This is a genomic window from Streptomyces filipinensis (genome assembly GCF_014649495.1).
GTDB lineage: Bacteria > Actinomycetota > Actinomycetes > Streptomycetales > Streptomycetaceae > Streptomyces > Streptomyces filipinensis.
Genome location: NZ_BMTD01000003.1, coordinates 501693 through 520731, shown reverse-complemented (window position 1 = coordinate 520731; position 19039 = coordinate 501693). Strand labels below are relative to the sequence as shown.

Sequence of the window (19039 nt, the reverse complement as noted above, 5' to 3'; positions counted from 1 at the left end):
TAGGGCAGCGCGCTCAAGTGAGAGCACCGTGGGGGCTGTGAGGTTTCTCCACTTGCGCGTGTGATCTGCGCCGCTCAGCCGCCGGAGGGCGCCTCGTCCGGGTCCGGCGGCTCCGGTACGAGGGCGCACATGGCCGCGCGCTGGTCGGGTCCCATGGAGTCGGTGAGGGCCTGGCGGACGGTGTCGGCGAGCAGGGCGGAGGTCTCGCCCAGCAGGTCGCGGGCCTGCTCGGTGAGGGCGACCTCTACGCCGCGCTTGTCGCCGCACACGGACCTGCGGGTGACGAGGCCGGACCGCTGGAGGCAGGCGATCTGGTAGGTCAGCCGGGTCTTGGGGCGGCCGAGGAGGTCGGCGACCTGGGTCATGCGCAGTCCGGTCCCGGGCTGCTCCGCCAGCAGGCACAGGATCAGGAACTCGTCGTGGGAGACGTCGAGGTTCTCCTTCACGACCGACCGCAGCCGCTGCTCCACGGCGCCCGTGGCGGCCAGCAGGACCATCCACGCGCGCAGTTCGGCGGGCAGCAGCCCGCTTCCCGCGGCGGGGCATGCGGGCGGGGCGGCGGGGTGCGCGTCGGAGGCGGACATGAGCCGATCCTACCTGTGGTCCATTTTTGGACGAGTTGGTTGTCCAAATTTGGATGAGGCGCTAGCGTGCAGTCATCCAAATTTGAACCATCAAGATCCTGGGAGTACGACCATGACCGTCACCGTCGAGACAGGCACCTGGCAGCTCGACCCGGCCGCGTCCACCGTGGGCCTGCGGCACAAGACCTTCTGGGGCCTGGTCACCGTGAAGGGCGCCTTCGCCACCGTCGCCGGCTCGGGCGAGGTCGGGCCCGACGGCTCGGCCACCGGCACCGTGACCCTGGACGCCGCCTCCCTGGACACCGGGCACACCAAGCGGGACAACCACCTGCGCTCGGCCGACTTCCTCGACACCGACAACCACCCGGAGATCACCTTCGCCGTGCGCGGCGCCGACCGCCTCGACGGCGACCAGGCGCGGATCACCGGGCAGCTGACCGTGCGGGGCGTCTCCCGGCCCCTGTCCGTCACGGCACGCCTGAGCGACGCCACCGCCGACGCGCTCACTCTGGAGACGGAGTTCAGCGTGGACCGCGACCAGTTCGGCATGGGCTGGAACCAGCTGGGGATGATGCGCGGCCTGACCGCCGTGACGGCCAGGCTGCGCTTCACCCGCGCGCAGGCGTGAGCCGCCCGCTCGGTCCTCGACCGGCTCTCAGCCCTTGAGGCCCAGCTCGGCCCGGCGGACGTCCTTGGTGGAGAGCGTCTGAGGGGTCGCCGTGAAGGCGCGCAGCCGGATGTGGGTGTACTTCTGCACGGGCAGCGGGAAGCCGCCCTTCGGCGCCCGCAGTTCGACGGTCGCCGTGCCGTGGGCGGGGATCGTGGCCGGGCCGTGCGCCAGCGACCAGTACCGGTTCATGCCCTGTCCCGTGGTGAGCATGTAGTGCGGGGTCAGCGCGTCGCCGCCCGTGTTGACCACCCGCACCGTCATCGCCGACAGGGTGCGCGCCGATCCGTTGCGGACCGCCGTGATGTCCATCCGCAGCGGTGGCCTGCCCGTCACCGCGAGGGCCGCGCTCGCCAGCGCGGGCATGATCAGCAGGACCACCGCGCCGACCAGGGCCGGCCGGCGGCGCGGCCCGGTCAGCCACCGGGGCCGCGGCTGCCAGGCGTTCCTGAACTCCGACAGGGGCACGGTGATCGCCGCCGCCAGCCACAGCGGCGTGTACATCAGGTAGTAGCCGTCCTGGGACCGGGTCGCCAGGTAGAAGGCGCACCAGGGCAGCACGGTCGCGGCCGGGCCGAGCCGCCGCACGAACAGCACGAACAGCGCCAGCAGGGCCGCGGCGAGCAGCATGCTCGCGTGGCCGTACCAGTCGAGCCGGTCGCTGCCGTGGGTGAAGTACAGCGAGATGTCGACCAGGCCCTGGCCGTGCAGCACCGCGCCCTGGGTCAGCGGCAGGGCGATGCCCCGGAGCCACGGGCCCGGCTCGCTCACGATGAAGTACGCGTTGATCAGCAGCCAGGTGACGACCGCGATCGCGGCGATCCGCAGCACCACCCGCGTGGCCTCCCGGCCGCCGAGTTCACCGCGGCGCACGGCGTAGATCCCGGCCAGCAGGAACGGGGTGACGAACCAGGGAAGTTGCTGTGCGGCGCACGCGGCCCCGATGCACGCGGCCCGGGCGATCCCGGCGGGACCCAGCCGGCCCCCGGCGCCGAACCGCGGCCAGCACACCGTCACCGGGACCAGGAGGACCAGGCCGACGATCGCAGGGTAGCCCTGACGGGCGTACATCGGCAGGAAACTGAAGCCCAGGCAGACCATCGTGGCCGCCGACCGCCACGGCGTCGGCAGCATCCGCCACAGCACCGCCGCGCCCACGATCAGGACGACCGTCACCGCCAGCGTCGCCGGTGCCCCGGTGTGGCCGAGCCACAGGAAGGGCGCGGTGACGAGCGGCACCAGCGGGGGGTAGCCGTACGTGTAGTCGTACCCGCCGGTCGTCGTCGCCGTCAGGGCGACGCCCTTGATGTGGAAGAGCCATGGCCAGGGCTGGTCGTAGACCTGGTGGCCGCCGACGATCTCCTTCGCGGCCTGCGTGGTCAGGACCGCCTCGTCGCCGCCGGCGTGGTTGAGCGCCCAGGCGCACAGGGTCAGGACGATCGCCGTCACCAGCACCACCAGGTCCAGGCGGGCCAGTGAACGCGTCCGGCGGACCGTGAGGGCGAGCACGCCGGTGACCAGGATCGAGGCGTAACAGACGGAGATCGCGGCCGTGAGGACCAGGTTGTGTGTCGCGGCCTGCGTCCACACCGAACGCGTGCCGATGAACAGGCTGACGTCGGCGAGCAGCGTCAGCACACGGTGCCACTGCGCGGGCGGTCCGAGGACCTCCGCGCGGGCGACCGGGACGGCGGACACCGCCGACTGCGTCCGCCGGCCGGGTGTCACCTGCTGTGTTTCTGCCAAGTGCACGTGACCGGACGCTAACGGCGGCCGGTGAGCAGGGCGTGGCCGCATGTGAAGAGTCCGGTATGAGGGAGGTAAGAAGCGGGCGTAAGCGTACATGTGCCGCGCGTCGTTCCTGGCGTCAGGGCAGCGTAGCTGTCGCGCAGTGTGTCGTTGTTGGGCCGAACGGGTGACTTGGCGTAAGAATTGGCTGGTGCAGGCATTGAGTGCGAGTCAGGTCAGGGGGAGCCGGTGAGCCGCTACGACGTCACCGATGAACAGTGGGAAGGGCTCGCCCAGGTGGTGCCGCTGCGGGGCCGGGACGCCTGGCCCTCCGCGGTGAACCACCGCTCGCTGCCGGACGACGAGACCGAGACCCGGCGCCGCTTCGTGGTCCTGCGGGTCAACGTCTTCGCGGACGCCCGGGAGGTCGCCGAGACCCTGATGGCCGGTGCGCCGGTCCTGCTCGACCTGACCAGTGCGGAGAGCGAGGTCGCCAAGCGGGTCCTCGACTTCAGCACGGGCGTGGTCTTCGGGCTGGGCAGCGGAATGCACCGCGTGGACCGCAATGTGTTCCTCCTCACCCCGCCGGGCACGGAGGTCAGCGGGCTGATGGAGGGTGTCGGCGTGACGGGCACCTGAGGGCGCCTGCGGCGGCCGGGCGGGGTGCGTCCAGCTGAACGCGGTTCCCAGCACGGCTGTCCGGGTGCGTCCGGCTGGACGCGGGTCCCCGTGTGGCTGGGCGGGCGCTTGCGGTGGTCGCAGCGGGCGAGCGGATGCCTTTGGCGGTCAGCGCGGTCGGGTGGGTGTCTCCGGCGGTCCGCCGGCGTCACCCGACCGGGGGGTCTCGGTGCCGTTTGGTTCGGTTCGGTCGCCCGATCGTAGGAAGGTGTCGGGCGGGAAACGGTTCGGCAGGTGGCTCGGGTCCTACCGTCCGGGCATGGCCGTGCCCTCCGTGTCCGCCGTGCCGGCGGCCGACGCGTCCACCGTGACCGTCCCCGCGCAGTCCCGCGAGTCCCGCGTGTCCACCGATGTACGAGCCCGGGTCACCGAGCTGCGGCTGTCGGCCTTCGCCGGGCATCGACGGGCCGGGTTTCCGCTGGGGCCCGTCACCCTGTTCGCGGGGCCCAGCGGCGCGGGGAAGACGACCGCGCTCGCGGCGTACGAGGCGCTCGCCCGGCTCGCCGGCGGAGCCTCGCTCCGCGACGCGTTCCCGGACCCGGTCGCCTGTGTCCCGCAGCGGGCGCGCCCCGACGCCGGAGGGCGGCGGGGCTTCCGGATCGGGTGTACGGCCGACGGCGCCGAGGGACCGGTCCGGCTCGACATCGCCGTACAGGCCGAGCCGGACCTGCGGATCGCGGGGGAGCGGCTGACCTCGGGCGGGGTGGTCCTGCTGGAGACCGCACTGCGCGACCCCGGGCGCCGTACGGTCCAGGCCGCCTGGCACACCGCGGGCTCCGCCCCGGTGACCCGCGCCCCGCTCCCCGACGACCGCCTCGGCACCGCCCTGCTGCCGCTGCGCGTGGCCGGCAAGACGGTCGGGCAGCGGCATGTGCTCGCCGCGGCCGAGCAGATGGTGGTCGCCCTGCGGTCCGTCTTCCCCTGCGATCCCCGCCCGGAGTGCATGCGCACCCCCGTCCCCCTCGGCTCCGGCCGGCTGCTGCCCGGCTGCGACAACCTCGCCGACGTGCTGTGGCGCACCCGCGCGGAGTGCGCGCGCCGGCACGGCCGGCTGGTCGAGGCGCTGGGCGCGGGCTGCGCCGGCCCGGTGACCGACCTGGTCGCCGAACCGCTGCCGGACGGCACGGTACGGGCGCTGCTCGACAGCGGCGCCGGCCCGCGCACCGACCTCGCCCGGCTCGGCGACGGCGGTCTGCGCTATCTCGCGCTGACGCTGGTCCTGCTGACCGGGCCCGGCGTCCTGGACGTGGACGCGCCCGGCGAGGTGCCCGACGCCCTGCGCACCCTCACCGTCCTCGCCGACGGCTTCGACCGCTGCCTCGACCCGGCCCAGCGCCGGGAACTGCTGCGGACGGCGGTCCGGATGGGCGAGCGCGGGCACATCCGGTGCGTGGGTGCGGTGAGCGACGTCTCGTGGGCGGCCGGGACCGAGGGTGTCACGGTGGTACACCTGGACGCGTGACCGAACCCCTCGACCTGGCCCGACTCCAGCGCAGGCTCGCCGAGTTCGCGGCCGCGCGGAACTGGCAGCCCTACCACATCCCCAAGAACCTCGCCGCCGCCCTCTCGGTGGAGGCCTCCGAACTGGTCGAGATCTTCCAGTGGCTGACCCCGGAGGAGTCGGCCCGGGTGATGGCCGACCCCGGCACCGCGCACCGCGTGACGGACGAGGTCGCCGATGTCCTCGCCTATCTCCTGCAGTTCTGCGATGTGCTCGGCATCGACCCGCTGGCCGCTCTGGCCGCCAAGATCGACCGCAACGAACAGCGCTTCCCGGCACCCGGGGCGCAGGGCGGACCCGAGGAACGTCAACGACCGGAAGACTGAACTCCGTTATTACGCTCCGGAGTCAAATTGCCGGTCGAATCCGAATTGTTGTCCAGAGATTTCCGTTTACCTCTGGCTTTTCGCCCCCGACACCTTCACTCTGGGTAGTGGACAGGGGAGTTCAAGCGGCGTGCGAGGAAGCACGCGGAAGGACGGGGGCGACCCATGGATGCGGTACGGCTCATCCTCACGAGCCGGCGCGCCCTGGCGGGCGGCGCCGACACGGGCGAGATCCTGGCGGAGGTGTGGCAGGCACAGGCCCTGGCGCAGGCGATCGGCAGTCGGCTCGCGGTCTCCGGCCCGCCCGAGCTGCGCGGCGAGGCGCTCGGCCTGACGGAGCTGGCGGGCCGCGGCTGCGGCGTCCTGGACCCGCCCGAACTGGACCTGGGCGACCTGCGCGCCGCGCAGCTCACCGAGCTGGCCGACGCCCGCGAGACGCTGCTCTGCCTCAGCGGTCTGCTCGGCGAGGTCGGCATAGCCCTGGTCGGCGTGGCCAGCGCCGCGGCCGACGAGGCGACCTACTGGCAGTGCATGGAGGCCATCGACGCGGCCGACGAGTCCCGCGACCGCGTCCTGGAGATGCTGCGCAAGCTGGCGGCGCGGGAGGAGGCCTTACAGGAGAACGACAACCGCAACAGCCCGTCCGGCGTGTGAGGGCGAGGGGCCGCAAGGCCCGGCGGCGCGGATCTGGGGGCGGCGGCCGCCCGGACGGCACATCAGCCCCGCCCGGCCTCTCCCACGGAGTCGCGCTCCCCACCCTGCAGATCCGCCAGCTCCGACAGATCCGCGTTCAGTGCCGCCATCAGCTCTTCCATCTGCTCCAGCAGCCCCTTCGGCTGACCGGTGCAGCCGACCCGCTGACCGGCGGAGCCACTCTCTTCGGACATGACGGTCTCCTCACCCCCCGGCCCGGCAGGGCCGACCGTGACGTGCGACGGCGGACACCGTCCGCCGCGGGTGCCGGGCGGTCCGGCTCCGACGGCCCAACGATCACCAGGGGGGCCGGTCACTGGCCCCCAGGGTGCCCGGTGCGCCGGATGGGTGATTTTCACCCGACCGGGGAGGGCCGCGCCCGGTGGTACCGGCCAGGTTGACGCGGTGTGCGGCGTGCAGGATAGATGTATGGACCTTCGAATCTTCACCGAGCCCCAGCAGGGGGCCACCTACGACACGTTGCTCACCGTGGCGAGGGCCGCCGAGGACCTGGGCTTCGACGCCTTCTTCCGTTCCGACCACTATCTCCGCATGGGCGCTGCCGACGGCCTGCCCGGTCCCACGGACGCCTGGATCACGCTGGCCGGCCTGGCCCGCGAGACCAAGCGCATCCGCCTCGGCACGCTGATGACGGCCGGCACCTTCCGGCTGCCCGGCGTGCTCGCCATCCAGGTCGCCCAGGTGGACCAGATGTCCGGCGGCCGGGTGGAGCTGGGCCTCGGCGCGGGCTGGTTCGAGGAGGAGCACCGGGCGTACGGCATCCCGTTCCCGAAGGAGAAGTTCGCGCGGCTGGAGGAGCAGCTGGCGATCGTCACCGGGCTGTGGGGGACCGAGGCCGGCAAGACCTTCGACTTCCACGGCACCTACTACGACCTGACCGACTCGCCCGCGCTGCCCAAGCCGGCCCAGAAGAAGGTCCCCGTGCTCATCGGCGGCCACGGCGCGACCCGTACGCCGCGGCTGGCCGCCCAGTACGCCGACGAGTTCAACATCCCGTTCGCCTCCGTCGAGGACACCGAGCGGCAGTTCGGCCGGGTGCGCGCCGCCGCGGAGGAGGCGGGCCGCGGCGCGGACGCCCTGACGTACTCCAACGCGCTCGTGGTCTGCGTCGGCCGGGACGACCAGGAGGTCGCCCGGCGTGCCGCCGCGATCGGCCGGGAGGTGGACGAACTGAAGGCCAACGGCCTGGCCGGCTCACCGGCGGAGGTCGTCGACAAGATCGGCCGGTACGCCGCGATCGGCTCCCGGCGGATCTATCTGCAGGTGCTGGACCTCGGCGACCTGGACCACCTGGAACTGATCTCGGCGCAGGTCCAGTCCCAGCTGTCGTAACACCACCCGGGCCGCCCCCGCGCCGCTCGTGCCGCCGCACGAGGGGGCGGGGGCCGCCGTCGCCGTCCATCGCGGCGGCGGCCCCGGCCGCCTCAGCCGCGCTGCGCGAAGCCGTAGTCGAGGATCTTCGCCGCGTCCTTGAAACGCTGGTCGGGCGACGTGTCGGCGAGCAGCGTGCCCACGACCGTACGGCCCCCGCGGGTCGCCGCGAACACCAGGCAGAACTTCGCCTCCGGCCCGGAGCCGGTCTTCACGCCGATCGCGCCCCGGTAGGTACCGAGCAGCGTGTTGCTGTTGGTCCACGCCTCCATCGCGTGCGTTCCGCCGCCCGGACGGTAGGACTTCATGTCCTTGTACACCGGGGTGCCGACGACCTTCTTGAACGTCTTGTTCCCCAGGGCGGTCGCGGCCAGCTTGGTCAGGTCGCGCGGCGAGGCGAAGTTGTTGCCGTTGGACACCCCGTCGAAGCCGTCGAAGTGGGTGTTGGCCAGGCCCAGCTCCCGTGCCTTGGCGTTCATCTTGGCGACGAAGGACTTGGTCCGCTGGGCCGTCGTCGATCCCGAGCCGTAGGTGTCCGCGAGCGCGTAGGCCGCGTCGCAGCCCGAGGGCAGCAACAGCCCGTACAGCAGGTCCCCGACGCTCATCGAGTCGCCGAGGATCAGGCGCGCGCTCGAATAGCGCTGGTTCTTGGTGGTGGGGTCGATGACGTAGTCGGTGTACTCCTTCTTGATCAGCACCTTGCGGCCGAGGTCCAGGTGCGGCTGCGACAGCACCACCAGCGCCGTCATGATCTTCGTCGTGGACCCGGTCCGCAGCCGTGCGTCCGGCGCCTTGCCGAACAGCGTCTTGCCCGTGGCCGGGTTCAGCGCGAACGCGCCCTCGGCCGGCACCTGCGGTGCCGGGGCGGCCTGGGCCGGAGCGGCCGCGAGGACCCCCGTGCTCAGGACCGCACCCGCCAGTGCCGCGACGACGGTTCTCCTGCGGGTGCGGACTCCATGGCCGTGGGACATGGTTTCCCCCTTCGGTCAGTGGTCAGTTGACGGGGGCTCACTTCACCAGGTTCGCGCCGCCGGGGCCATGGTGGAGATCACAGGAGTCCTCTGCGAAGTCCCTGTGGACTCCCTGTGCCGGAACTGTGGGCTCCATCATGGCGTCCATGATCCAGATTTGATCGGATGGCCGGGTGCGCAGAGTTCTTCCTCACGCCCTCGTCGGTCTCCTCGCCCTGTCGGCCTGCGGGTTCGCCGACCAGGACGACCCCGCCGACGAGGCCCGCGGCCTCAACAGCATGGCCGCGTTGCCGTTGCACGCCTACCTCCCGGACCCGGCGTCGGACGGCGCGAAGGCCGTCAGCCGGGCGCGGTGGACCCTCGGGAAGAAGTGCATGGTCGAGCTGGGATTCGCCGGCTTCGCCGCGCTCGACACCAGGTCCCTCGACTCGACCTACCCGGTCCGGCAGGGAACGCTCACGGGAGACGACGACATGCCCGGCGACAACACGCCGTACGGCATCACCGACCCCGCCCTGGCCGCCGAGCACGGCTACCACAACCGCGAGCCCGACACCTCCGCCCAGCCCCAGGAATGGCCCGCCGACCAGTACACCGCCCTCACCGGCGGCTTCGAGCCCGGCGACAGCCACCGCACGCACGGCCACCGCATCCCCGAGGGCGGCTGCCTGGGCCGGGCCACCCGGAAGATCTACGGCCCCGCACCCAAGGCGGTGAAGGTCGACGGCGTGCAGCTGTCCGGCTCCTACTCGCTCGCCCTGGAACTGTGGCACGACTCCCGCGACCGGGCGAGCAAGGACCCGGCCTGGAAGAAGGCCGACCGCGCGTGGGCGGCCTGCATGAAGAAGAAGGGGTTCTCCTACTCCGACCCGGACAAGGCCTCCCTCGACACCGACTGGTTCGGACACAAGGAGCCGACGGACAAGGAGAAGAAGACGGCGGCCGCCGACGCCCGCTGCAAGCTCGACACCGGCTACGTCCCCGCCGTGCACGCCCTCGAAGCGCGCGCGCAGGAATCCCTCATCCGCGGGCACAAGCGCGACCTGGAGGCGCAGCGCGCGGCGGAGCGGCGCGCGATACGCAACGCCCGGACGATCAACAGCCAGGCGAAATAACGGACACTACGAGAAAACCGGTGGTCAGCGGGCCTTGCGACCGGAAGACTCGGTCATGTGTTCCTGACGATCTCCACGCGCGGCGACGCCGCCCACCCGGCCACCGACCTCGGGTACCTGCTGCACAAGCACCCCGGCAAGGCACAGAAGTTCTCCACGTCGTACGGCACGGCGCACGTCTTCTACCCCGAGGCCGACGAACTGCGCTGCACGGCAGCGCTGCTGCTGGAGACCGACACGCTCGCGCTGGTCCGGCGGAGCAAGGGGAAGGGCCGTGGCGGCGCGCCCGACGCGGCGCTCGCGCAGTACGTCAACGACCGCCCGTACGCGGCTTCTTCGCTGCTCGCGGTCGCGCTGAGCGGTGTCTTCTCCAGCGCCCTGCGCGGGGTGTGCGCCGCCCGCCCCGAGCGGGCCGCCACGCCGCTGCCGCTCCGGATCGAGGTCCCGGCCCTGCCCGCCCGCGGCGGTCCCGAGCTCGTACGACGCCTGTTCGAACCGCTCGGCTGGAGCGTGAGCGCCGAACCCGTCCCGCTCGACACCGAGTTCCCCGCGTGGGGCGACTCGCGCTATGTCCGCCTCGTCCTGGAGTCGGAGCGGCTGACCCTCGCCGAGGCGCTGCGCCACCTGTACGTCCTCCTCCCCGTCCTCGACGACGCCAAGCACTACTGGGTCTCCTCCGACGAGGTCGACAAGCTGCTGCGGGCCGGTGCGGGCTGGCTGCCCGGTCACCCGGAGCAGAAGCTGATCACCAGCCGGTACCTGTCCCGCCGCTGGTCGCTGACGCGGCAGGCGATGGAGCGGCTGGAGCTCGTACGCCTCGCCGAGGCCGACGACAGCGAGGTCGAGGCGATCGACAACGCGGTCGCCGAGGAGACGGAGACCGAGGAGAAACCGGCCCCGCTGGCCGTCCAGCGCCGGGAGGCGGTCCTCGCCGCCCTGCACTCCCACGGCGCCGCTCGCGTCCTCGACCTCGGCTGCGGCCAGGGCGAACTGGTGCGGGAGCTGCTGAAGGACGTGCGGTTCACCGAGATCGTCGGTCTCGACGTGTCCGTGCGGGCGCTCACCATCGCCTCCCGGCGGCTGAAACTGGACCGCATGGGGGAGCGGCAGGCGTCCCGCGTCCAGCTCGTCCAGGGCTCGCTCGCCTACACCGACAACCGGCTCAAGGGCTACGACGCCGCCGTGCTGAGCGAGGTCGTCGAGCACCTCGACCTGCCCCGGCTGCCCGCCCTGGAGTACGCCGTGTTCGGGCATGCCCGCCCCCGCACGGTCCTCGTGACCACCCCGAACGTCGAGTACAACGTCCGCTGGGAGACCCTCCCCGCCGGACACGTCCGGCACGGCGACCACCGCTTCGAGTGGACCCGCGAGGAGTTCCGCACCTGGGCGGCGACGGTCGGCTCACGGCACGGCTACGACGTGGAGTTCCGGCCCGTCGGCCCCGAGGACCCCGAGGTGGGTCCCCCCACCCAGATGGCAGTGTTCACGCTCACGACCGAGAAGGAGGCGAAGGCGGCATGACCGAGGCACGGAAGAACCACGGACGGGTCCTCCCCGTCACCGACCTCTCCCTCGTGGTCCTGGTCGGCGCCTCCGGCTCCGGCAAGTCCACCTTCGCCCGGCGGCACTTCAAGCCCACCGAGGTGATCTCCTCCGACTTCTGCCGCGGTCTCGTCAGCGACGACGAGAACGACCAGAGCGCGAGCCGGGACGCCTTCGACGTCCTGCACTACATCGCCGGCAAGCGGCTGGCCGCCGGCCGCCGCACCGTCGTGGACGCCACCAGCGTGCAGCAGGACGCCCGGCGCCAGCTGATCGAGCTGGCCAAGAAGTACGACGTGCTGCCCATCGCCATCGTGCTGGACGTGCCCGAGGAGGTGTGCGCCGAGCGCAACGCGGCCCGCACCGACCGCGCCGACATGCCCCGCCGGGTGATCCAGCGGCACATCCGCGAACTGCGCCGCTCCCTGCGCGGGCTGGAGCGCGAGGGCTTCCGCAAGGTGCACGTCCTGCGTGGTGCCGAGGAGGCCGAGCAGGCCACCGTCGTCACCGAGAAGCGCTTCAACGACCTGACCCACCTCACCGGCCCCTTCGACATCATCGGCGACATCCACGGCTGCTCCGCCGAACTGGAGGCCCTGCTCGCCAAACTGGGCTACGTCGACGGCGTGCACCCCGAGGGCCGTACCGCCGTCTTCGTCGGCGACCTGGTCGACCGCGGCCCCGACACCCCGGGCGTGCTGCGCCGCGTGATGGCGATGGTGAAGTCGGGCGACGCGCTGTGCGTGCCCGGCAACCACGAGAACAAGTACGGCCGTTACCTCAAGGGCCGCAACGTCCAGCACACCCACGGGCTCGCCGAGACCATCGCGCAGATGGAGGGCGAGAGCGAGGAGTTCAAGGCCGAGGTCCGGCAGTTCCTGGCGGGACTGGTCAGCCACTACGTCCTGGACGGCGGCAGGCTGGTCGTCTGCCACGCCGGGCTGCCCGAGAAGTACCACGGCCGCACCTCCGGCCGGGTCCGCAGCCACGCCCTGTACGGCGACACCACCGGCGAGACCGACGAGTTCGGCCTGCCGGTGCGCTACCCCTGGGCGGAGGACTACCGCGGCCGCGCGGCCGTGGTCTACGGCCACACCCCGGTCCCGGAGGCGACCTGGCTCAACAACACCATCTGCCTGGACACCGGTGCCGTCTTCGGCGGCAAGCTGACCGCGCTGCGCTGGCCGGAGCGCCGGCTGGTCGACGTGCCGGCCGAGCGGGTCTGGTACGAGCCGACCCGCCCGCTGCGCTCCGAGGCGCCCGGCGGACAGGACGGACGTCCGCTGGACCTGGCGGACGTGTACGGCCGCCGGGCCGTGGAGACCCGGCACGCGGGCAGGGTGGCGGTCCGCGAGGAGAACGCGGCGGCGGCCCTGGAGGTCATGAGCCGGTTCGCGACCGACCCGCGCCTGTTGCCGTACCTGCCGCCGACCATGGCACCGACGGCGACCTCGCAGGTCCAGGGCTACCTGGAGCACCCGGTCGAGGCCTTCGCGCAGTACGCGGCGGACGGTGTGGAGCGGGTCGTGTGCGAGGAGAAGCACATGGGCTCGCGGGCCGTCGCCCTGGTGTGCCGGGACGCGGAGGCGGCGAAGAGGCGGTTCGGCGTCGACGGGCCCACCGGGTCCCTGTACACCCGTACCGGACGCCCGTTCTTCGACGACGAGCAGGTGACCGAGGAGATCCTCGGCCGGCTGCGCTCGGCGGTCACGGCCGCCGGGCTGTGGGACGAGCTGGCCACCGACTGGCTCGTGCTGGACGCCGAGCTGATGCCGTGGTCGCTGAAGGCCTCGGGCCTGCTGCGCAGCCAGTACGCGGCCGTCGGCGCCGCGTCCGGCGCGGTGTTCCCGGGCGCGCTGGCCGCCCTGGAGGCCGCCGCCGCACGGGGCGCGGACGTGGGCGGTCTGCTGGACCGGCAGCGGGAACGCGCCGCCGACGCGACCGCGTTCACCGCCGCCTACCGCCGCTACTGCTGGACCACCGACGGCCTGGACGGCGTACGCCTCGCGCCCTTCCAGCTGCTGGCCGTGCAGGGCCGCAGCCTCGCGGCACTGCCGCACGATGAGCAACTGGCCCTGCTCGACCGGCTGGTGGAGCACGACGGCACCGGACTGCTGCAGACCACCCGGCGGCTGTACGTCGACACCGGTGACCCGGAGTCGGTGCGCGCGGGCGTCGACTGGTGGCTGGAAATGACCGGCCGCGGCGGCGAGGGCATGGTCGTCAAGCCCGTCGGGGCCCTGGTCCGCAACGGGGACGGCCGGCTGGTGCAGCCCGGCATCAAGTGCCGTGGCCGGGAGTACCTGCGGATCATCTACGGTCCCGAGTACACCCGCCCGGACAACCTCGCCAAGCTGCGACAGCGCTTCCTGAACCACAAGCGGTCCCTCGCCCTGCGCGAGTACGCCCTCGGCCTGGAGGCCCTGGACCGGCTCGCGGACGGAGAGCCGCTGTGGCGGGTGCACGAGGCGGTGTTCGGGGTGCTGGCCCTGGAGTCGGAGCCGGTGGACCCGCGGCTGTAGGCGTGATCCGGCCGTTCGTCACAGAACACCCTTGTGCCCCTCACACCGCTGTCCCTACGGTGGACGGCCGTGCGGCGCAAGGGTGTTCGCGCGCCGAGGGGAGCGGTGACGTGGAGACCAAGAAGGTCGTGGGCCGCGACGGGGAGCGCGGCACCGGCCGCCGGCCGGCGGTCCCGGAGAAGCGGCCGACCCGCTGAGCACGCGCGCCGGCGCTGCACCGGCTGCTGACCGCCGACGGCCGCGGGCCGGACGCGGACGCCCTGGCCGAATGGGTCCGACACGCCTTCGGGCTCGGCCTGTCGTTCCGCGACGGGGCCACCTATGTGTCCCTGCCGACCTGGGGCGAGCCGGTCCGCCTGCCCGAGGGGGCCGCATGAGCGCGCTGTCCGCCGCCGTGCCGTACCGGATCAGCGGGCGGGTGGGGGCGGCCGAGCCGCCGGGCCTCGGCGGCGCGGGCCGGGGGACGGCGGAGGCGGTGTGCTTCCTGCGCGAGTGCCAGGGCCTCGCCTGGCGGTGACCTGGCGGGCGGCGGGCGGTCCGCCGTACGGCACCGGCGTTCTGCGCCACCTGCCGCCGCCCGCCGAACTGCCTCGTGTCGAGGACGAGTTGGCCGACCGGCGGGCCGGCTACCGCTACGGCACCCTCTATCACGCGACCGACCCGGAGGCGGTGGCTGTCCTGGTCGCCGAGCGGCTGGTGCCGGCCGCCGCAGGCTGGGCGGCGGCCCTGCCCCCGCGCGTCCGGCGCTGGCCCGTCCCGTGCACCGCGATCTAACCGACGAGCCGCAGCCGTTGCGCGCACACCCCGACCCGGACCCTCTGCCCCCAGGTGAGCTGGAGCGCGTCCGTCTCGATGCCGTCACCGAAGGCGATGAGCCGGTCCGACTCCACGGTCACCGTCAGCGCCGCCGAGGCGGCCAGTTCCCCCGCCACCAGGGCCGTACCGGTGGCGGGTGACGGCCAGGCCTCCCGGACGAACCACACCAGCCGTTCCTCGGTGGGGGAGGGCAGCGCGATCCGGCTGCCCCGCTCCTGCCACACCGAGCGCAGCCAGCCGGTCGCGCCGGTGCCGGTGCCGACCAGCACCCCGGAGGATGCCTGGGCCTCGACGACACCCCCGTCGTCGTCGAGGCCCAGCCGGTACCGGGCGGTCTGGTGGCCGGGCGTGCCCAGGTAGATCTCGTTGAGCGCCCGCAGCCGCTGGCTGTCGTCGGCGACGGCCTCCACCATGGTGAGTTCGTCCACCGACGTGCCCGATGCCGCCAGCAGCTTCGCCGCGTCGCCGGGGCGGTGCCGTACCAGCACGCCCGGGTTGCGGCCGGGGTCGGTGTCGATGCCGATCACCGGCTGGCCCGTGAGGTACTTGGCGGCGTTCGCGACCAGCCCGTCCTGGCCGATCACCACGACGACGTCCTCGGGCGCGAACAGGAACCGGTCCAGGTCGCCCCGCTCCAGCCGCGCCTGCCGCCAGGCCAGCGGCACCGCCGCAGTCACCTCGGCCAGCGCGCGGCGGGCACGCCGGTGGCGGTCGGCGACCTCCTCGATGTCGCGGCCCCGGGAGGCGAGGAAGAAGGCGGCCTGGCCGTGCGTGCCGTGCCGGGCCACCAGCTCCTCGTACTCCGTGGTGCGGTGGACCAGCACGGCGCGCGGGGCGAGGCTCACTCGGCCGCCCCCGGGGCGAGCCGGGCGAGCAGCCCGGTCAGCACGTCGGGCGAGACGGTCACGCTGTCGATGCGGGGGAGGTTCTCCGCCAGCCGGGTGGCGGTGAGCGCGTGCAGGGTCGTGGCGCCGTCGACGCCGGCCTCGGTGTGCACCCGCAGCCAGGCGGCCTGGGCCTCGGCCCGCGCCTCGCCCAGTTCGCGCGCGCCCTCGGCCTCGGCCCGGGCTACCCGTACCGCCCGGGCCGCCTCGGCGTCGGCCAGCAGAGCCGTGCGAGCGGCCTCGGCCTCGGCGAGCTGCCGCGACCTGACCGTCTCGGCCTCCGTGAGCCGCAGCGACCGGGCGGCCTCGGCCTCCGCGAGCTTCACCGAACGCTCGGCCTCCGCCTCGGCGAGCCGCACCGAGCGGGCCGCCTCCGCCCGGGCGCGCACCGCGTCCGCCGCCGCCTCCTCCTCGGCCTCGCGGCGGGCGTTGGTGCCCCGCTGTTCCACCAACTGCTCTTCGCGGCGGGCGAGTTCGATGCGGCTGGCCAGCTCGTTCTCGGCGATGGTCCGTTCCCGTTCGACGGCCACGGCCCGCCGCTCGTAGGTCGCCCGGTCGGCCTCCTGTTGGATCTGCTCCCGGGCCGGTGTGCGCAGCGCCCGCTCCACCTCCGGCTCCGGCCGCAGCGCCATCACCCGTACGGCGACCACCTCGATCCCGGTGGCCGGCAGCCGCGGCTCGGCGCCCAGGCCGGAGGCGACGCGCTCGCGGACCGCCGTCACGCCGTCCACCAGGGCCGCCGCGAGCGGGGTGCGCGCCAGGACGTCCAGCGCGTGCTGCTGGGCCGTCTCGGTGAGGAGCGTGCCCAGCTGCTCCAGCGGCGTGCCGCGCCAGGCGCCGGTGTCCGGGTCGACGGAGAAGTCCAGCCTTGCGGCCGCCACGGCGGGGTCGGCGATCCGGTAGGTGACCGTGGCCTGCACGGACACGTCCTGGAAGTCGGACGTCCGGGCGTGGAAGGTCATGGCCAGCTCGCGGTCGTCGACCGGCACCTCGGACAGTGCCGCGGACAGCGGCCGGAACCAGAAGCTGAGCCCGGGGCCGTCGTGCACCAGCGTGCCCGACCGGTGGTGCCGGATGTGCGCGGTCGGCGCGCCCCGCAGATGGCGCCAGCCCAGGCGCCGGGTGATGTCGGCCATGGAACCCCCTCGTTGTCCCGCCCCCGTTTTTCGTCATGGAGACGATAAGACGGAGAGGCATTTCTCGTCAAGACGACGAAAACAGGAAGTGGCAGAAACGGTCGACAAGGGCGTGAAGGCGGGCGGCGACGGCCAGGATGGAGGCATGGCATACCACGTCGACTCCGAGGCCGGACGGCTGCGCCGGGTGATCCTGCACCGGCCCGACCTGGAGCTCAAAAGGCTCACCCCCAGCAACAAGGACGCCCTCCTCTTCGACGACGTGCTGTGGGTGCGCCGGGCGCGCGCCGAGCACGACGGGTTCGCCGACGTGCTGCGTGACCGCGGGGTCGCCGTGCACCTCTTCGGCGATCTGCTCGCCGAGACCCTGGCGGTCCCCCAGGCCCGCACGCTCGTCCTGGACCGGGTCTTCGACGAGAAGGAGTACGGCCCGCTCGCGACGGACCATCTGCGCGCGGTCTTCGACGGCCTGCCCGCGCCGGAGCTGGCCGAGGCGCTGGTCGGCGGCATGACCAAGCGGGAGTTCCTGGAGGCGCACACGGAGCCGACCTCCGTCCGCTTCCATGTGATGGACCTCGACGACTTCCTCCTCGGCCCGCTGCCGAACCACCTCTTCACCCGCGACACCTCCGCCTGGATCTACGACGGGGTCGCCATCAACGCCATGCGCCTGCCCGCCCGGCAGCGGGAGACCGTCCACTTCGAGGCGATCTACCGGCACCATCCGCTGTTCCGTGACGAGACGTTCCATGTCTGGTCCCGCGGGCAGGCCGACCACCCGTCCACCATCGAGGGCGGCGACGTCCTGGTGATCGGCAACGGGACCGTGCTCATCGGCATGAGCGAGCGCACCACTCCGCAGGCCGTGGAGATGCTGGCGCACAAGCTGTTCGCGGCCGGCTCGGCACGCACGATCGTCGCGCTCGACATGCCCAAGCGGCGCGCCTTCATGCATCTGGACACCGTGATGACCATGATCGACGGCGACACCTTCACCCAGTACGCCGGCCTCGGCATGCTGCGCTCGTACACCATCGAGCCGGGGGTCGCGGACAAGGAGCTGAAGGTCACCGACCATCCGCCGGAGCACATGCACCGCGCGATCGCCGCCGCCCTCGGCCTCGGCGAGATCCGGGTGCTGACCGCCACCCAGGACGTGCACGCGGCCGAGCGCGAGCAGTGGGACGACGGCTGCAACGTCCTCGCCGTCGAGCCCGGGGTCGTCGTCGCCTACGAGCGCAACTCGACCACCAACACGCACCTGCGCAAGCAGGGCATCGAGGTGATCGAGATCCCGGGCAGCGAGCTGGGGCGGGGCCGGGGAGGTCCCCGGTGCATGAGCTGTCCCGTGGAGCGGGACGCTGTATAGAAATGTGAATGCTCGTATAGACTTCCAGAGTCATCTGTAGTCGTACCTCTGGAGCGCCCCCCATGGCGACAGTCCCGACCGCCCTCGCCGGCCGCCACTTCCTCAAGGAGGTGGACTTCACCGAGGAGGAGTTCCGCGGCCTGGTCGAGCTGGCCGCCGAGCTGAAGGCCGCCAAGAAGGCCGGGACCGAGACGCGGCACCTGCGGGGCCGGAACATCGCCCTGGTCTTCGAGAAGACCTCGACGCGCACCCGCTGCGCGTTCGAGGTCGCCGCCGCCGACCAGGGCGCCCACACCACCTACCTCGACCCGGCCGGCTCGCAGATCGGGCACAAGGAGTCGGTGGAGGACACCGCCCGCGTCCTCGGCCGGATGTTCGACGCCATCGAGTACCGCGGGGACAGCCAGGCCAAGGTCGAGGAGCTGGCCGCCCACGCCGGGGTGCCCGTCTACAACGGCCTCACCGACGACTGGCACCCCACCCAGATGCTCGCCGACGTGCTCACCATGACCGAGCACAGCGCCAAGCCGCTGCGGCAGATCGCCTTCGCCTACCTCGGCGACGCCCGCTTCAACATGGGCAACTCCTACCTGGTCACCGGCGCGCTGCTCGGCATGGACGTGCGGATCGCCGCTCCCGAGGCCTACTGGCCCGCCGCGGAGATCGTCGACCGCGCCCGGCGGCTGGCCGCGGCGAGCGGTGCCCGGATCACCCTCACCGAGGACGTCGTGGAGGGCGTCGCGGGCGCCGACTTCGTCGCCACGGACGTGTGGGTCTCGATGGGCGAGCCGAAGGAGGTCTGGGCCGAGCGGATCAAGGCGCTCGCGCCGTACGCCGTGACCATGGACGTCCTGCGCGCCACGGGCAACCCGGACGTGAAGTTCCTGCACTGCCTGCCGGCCTTCCACGACCTCGGCACGAAGGTGGGCCGCGAGATCCACGAGACCTACGGTCTCGACTCGCTGGAGGTCACCGACGAGGTCTTCGAGTCCGCGCACTCGGTCGTCTTCGACGAGGCCGAGAACCGCCTGCACACCATCAAGGCGGTGCTGGTCGCCACACTCGGCCGGTAACCCCTGGTCCACCGCCCCGACCTCGCCTTATCCTGACCGACG

19 protein-coding genes are annotated in these 19039 nt (G+C 72.6%); 13 read left to right on the top strand and 6 right to left on the bottom strand.

Going from position 1 to position 19039, the window contains the following annotated elements; all coding sequences use genetic code 11:
* Positions 1 to 74: 74 nt before the first annotated feature.
* On the bottom strand, positions 75 to 584 hold the full coding sequence (locus IE244_RS10725; RefSeq protein ID WP_191872820.1) for a MarR family winged helix-turn-helix transcriptional regulator: 510 nt from the start codon (positions 582 to 584) through the stop codon (positions 75 to 77).
* A gap of 112 nt (positions 585 to 696) precedes the next feature.
* On the opposite strand from IE244_RS10725, the gene IE244_RS10720 reads away from it, so the two are divergent.
* Entirely contained in the window at positions 697 to 1212 is a 516-nt protein-coding gene (locus IE244_RS10720; protein ID WP_191872818.1) for a YceI family protein, read from the top strand.
* A gap of 27 nt (positions 1213 to 1239) precedes the next feature.
* On the opposite strand, the gene IE244_RS10715 is transcribed toward IE244_RS10720, so the two are convergent.
* Positions 1240 to 2949, bottom strand: a complete 1710-nt coding sequence (locus tag IE244_RS10715; protein ID WP_191872928.1) for a hypothetical protein — start codon at positions 2947 to 2949, stop codon at positions 1240 to 1242.
* A 279-nt stretch (positions 2950 to 3228) separates the two neighbouring features.
* Between IE244_RS10715 and IE244_RS10710 the strand changes: the two genes are divergently transcribed.
* From IE244_RS10710 to IE244_RS10695, 4 genes are all read left to right on the top strand, one after another.
* On the top strand, positions 3229 to 3618 hold the full coding sequence (locus IE244_RS10710) for a cell division protein SepF (protein ID WP_031169080.1): 390 nt from the start codon (positions 3229 to 3231) through the stop codon (positions 3616 to 3618).
* 298 nt (positions 3619 to 3916) lie between these two features.
* Positions 3917 to 5119 (top strand): AAA family ATPase, encoded by a 1203-nt coding sequence (locus IE244_RS10705; protein WP_191872816.1) that lies wholly within the window; start codon positions 3917 to 3919, stop codon positions 5117 to 5119.
* On the top strand, positions 5116 to 5484 hold the full coding sequence (locus IE244_RS10700; protein ID WP_191872815.1) for a nucleotide pyrophosphohydrolase: 369 nt from the start codon (positions 5116 to 5118) through the stop codon (positions 5482 to 5484). The genes IE244_RS10705 and IE244_RS10700 overlap by 4 nt, the downstream gene beginning before the upstream one ends.
* A gap of 165 nt (positions 5485 to 5649) precedes the next feature.
* Complete coding sequence (locus tag IE244_RS10695; protein ID WP_031169086.1) at positions 5650 to 6138, top strand: DUF6099 family protein; 489 nt, start codon at positions 5650 to 5652, stop codon at positions 6136 to 6138.
* A 62-nt stretch (positions 6139 to 6200) separates the two neighbouring features.
* Here the strand turns inward: IE244_RS10695 and IE244_RS10690 are convergent, their stop codons facing one another.
* Entirely contained in the window at positions 6201 to 6371 is a 171-nt protein-coding gene (locus IE244_RS10690) for a hypothetical protein (RefSeq protein WP_191872813.1), read from the bottom strand.
* A 235-nt stretch (positions 6372 to 6606) separates the two neighbouring features.
* Between IE244_RS10690 and IE244_RS10685 the strand changes: the two genes are divergently transcribed.
* Positions 6607 to 7530 (top strand): LLM class F420-dependent oxidoreductase, encoded by a 924-nt coding sequence (locus tag IE244_RS10685; protein ID WP_191872811.1) that lies wholly within the window; start codon positions 6607 to 6609, stop codon positions 7528 to 7530.
* Positions 7531 to 7622: 92 nt separating this feature from the next.
* Here IE244_RS10685 and IE244_RS10680 read toward each other — a convergent pair whose 3' ends face one another.
* Positions 7623 to 8540 (bottom strand): D-alanyl-D-alanine carboxypeptidase family protein, encoded by a 918-nt coding sequence (locus tag IE244_RS10680; protein WP_191872809.1) that lies wholly within the window; start codon positions 8538 to 8540, stop codon positions 7623 to 7625.
* 173 nt (positions 8541 to 8713) lie between these two features.
* Here IE244_RS10680 and IE244_RS10675 point away from each other — a divergent pair, with 173 nt between their 5' ends.
* The 5 genes from IE244_RS10675 (at position 8714) to IE244_RS10660 (ending at position 14493) form a co-directional block, all read left to right on the top strand.
* The gene (locus IE244_RS10675; RefSeq protein ID WP_191872807.1) at positions 8714 to 9655 is read left to right on the top strand and encodes a hypothetical protein; all 942 of its coding nucleotides are present in this window, start codon (positions 8714 to 8716) and stop codon (positions 9653 to 9655) included.
* A 57-nt stretch (positions 9656 to 9712) separates the two neighbouring features.
* Complete coding sequence (locus IE244_RS10670) at positions 9713 to 11176, top strand: 3' terminal RNA ribose 2'-O-methyltransferase Hen1 (protein ID WP_191872805.1); 1464 nt, start codon at positions 9713 to 9715, stop codon at positions 11174 to 11176.
* Positions 11173 to 13719, top strand: a complete 2547-nt coding sequence (locus tag IE244_RS10665; protein ID WP_191872803.1) for a polynucleotide kinase-phosphatase — start codon at positions 11173 to 11175, stop codon at positions 13717 to 13719. Before IE244_RS10670 ends, IE244_RS10665 begins: the two co-directional genes overlap by 4 nt.
* Before the next feature lie 373 nt (positions 13720 to 14092).
* Positions 14093 to 14236: a hypothetical protein gene (locus IE244_RS41850; RefSeq protein ID WP_229854040.1), complete on the top strand. Its 144-nt coding sequence runs from the start codon at positions 14093 to 14095 to the stop codon at positions 14234 to 14236.
* Complete coding sequence (locus IE244_RS10660) at positions 14212 to 14493, top strand: hypothetical protein (protein WP_229854039.1); 282 nt, start codon at positions 14212 to 14214, stop codon at positions 14491 to 14493. The genes IE244_RS41850 and IE244_RS10660 overlap by 25 nt, the downstream gene beginning before the upstream one ends.
* Here IE244_RS10660 and IE244_RS10655 read toward each other — a convergent pair.
* Together IE244_RS10655 and IE244_RS10650 are read right to left on the bottom strand one after the other, a co-directional pair.
* Positions 14490 to 15380: an NAD(+)/NADH kinase gene (locus IE244_RS10655; protein ID WP_191872801.1), complete on the bottom strand. Its 891-nt coding sequence runs from the start codon at positions 15378 to 15380 to the stop codon at positions 14490 to 14492. The two genes, IE244_RS10660 and IE244_RS10655, sit on opposite strands and share 4 nt — an antisense overlap.
* The gene (locus IE244_RS10650; protein WP_191872799.1) at positions 15377 to 16555 is read right to left on the bottom strand and encodes an SPFH domain-containing protein; all 1179 of its coding nucleotides are present in this window, start codon (positions 16553 to 16555) and stop codon (positions 15377 to 15379) included. The genes IE244_RS10655 and IE244_RS10650 overlap by 4 nt, the downstream gene beginning before the upstream one ends.
* 145 nt (positions 16556 to 16700) lie before the next feature.
* Between IE244_RS10650 and IE244_RS10645 the strand changes: the two genes are divergently transcribed.
* Entirely contained in the window at positions 16701 to 17924 is a 1224-nt protein-coding gene (locus IE244_RS10645; RefSeq protein WP_191872797.1) for an arginine deiminase, read from the top strand.
* A gap of 62 nt (positions 17925 to 17986) precedes the next feature.
* Positions 17987 to 18997, top strand: coding sequence for an ornithine carbamoyltransferase (gene argF / locus IE244_RS10640; RefSeq protein WP_191872795.1), 1011 nt, complete (start codon positions 17987 to 17989; stop codon positions 18995 to 18997).
* The last annotated feature ends 42 nt before the right edge of the window (positions 18998 to 19039 follow it).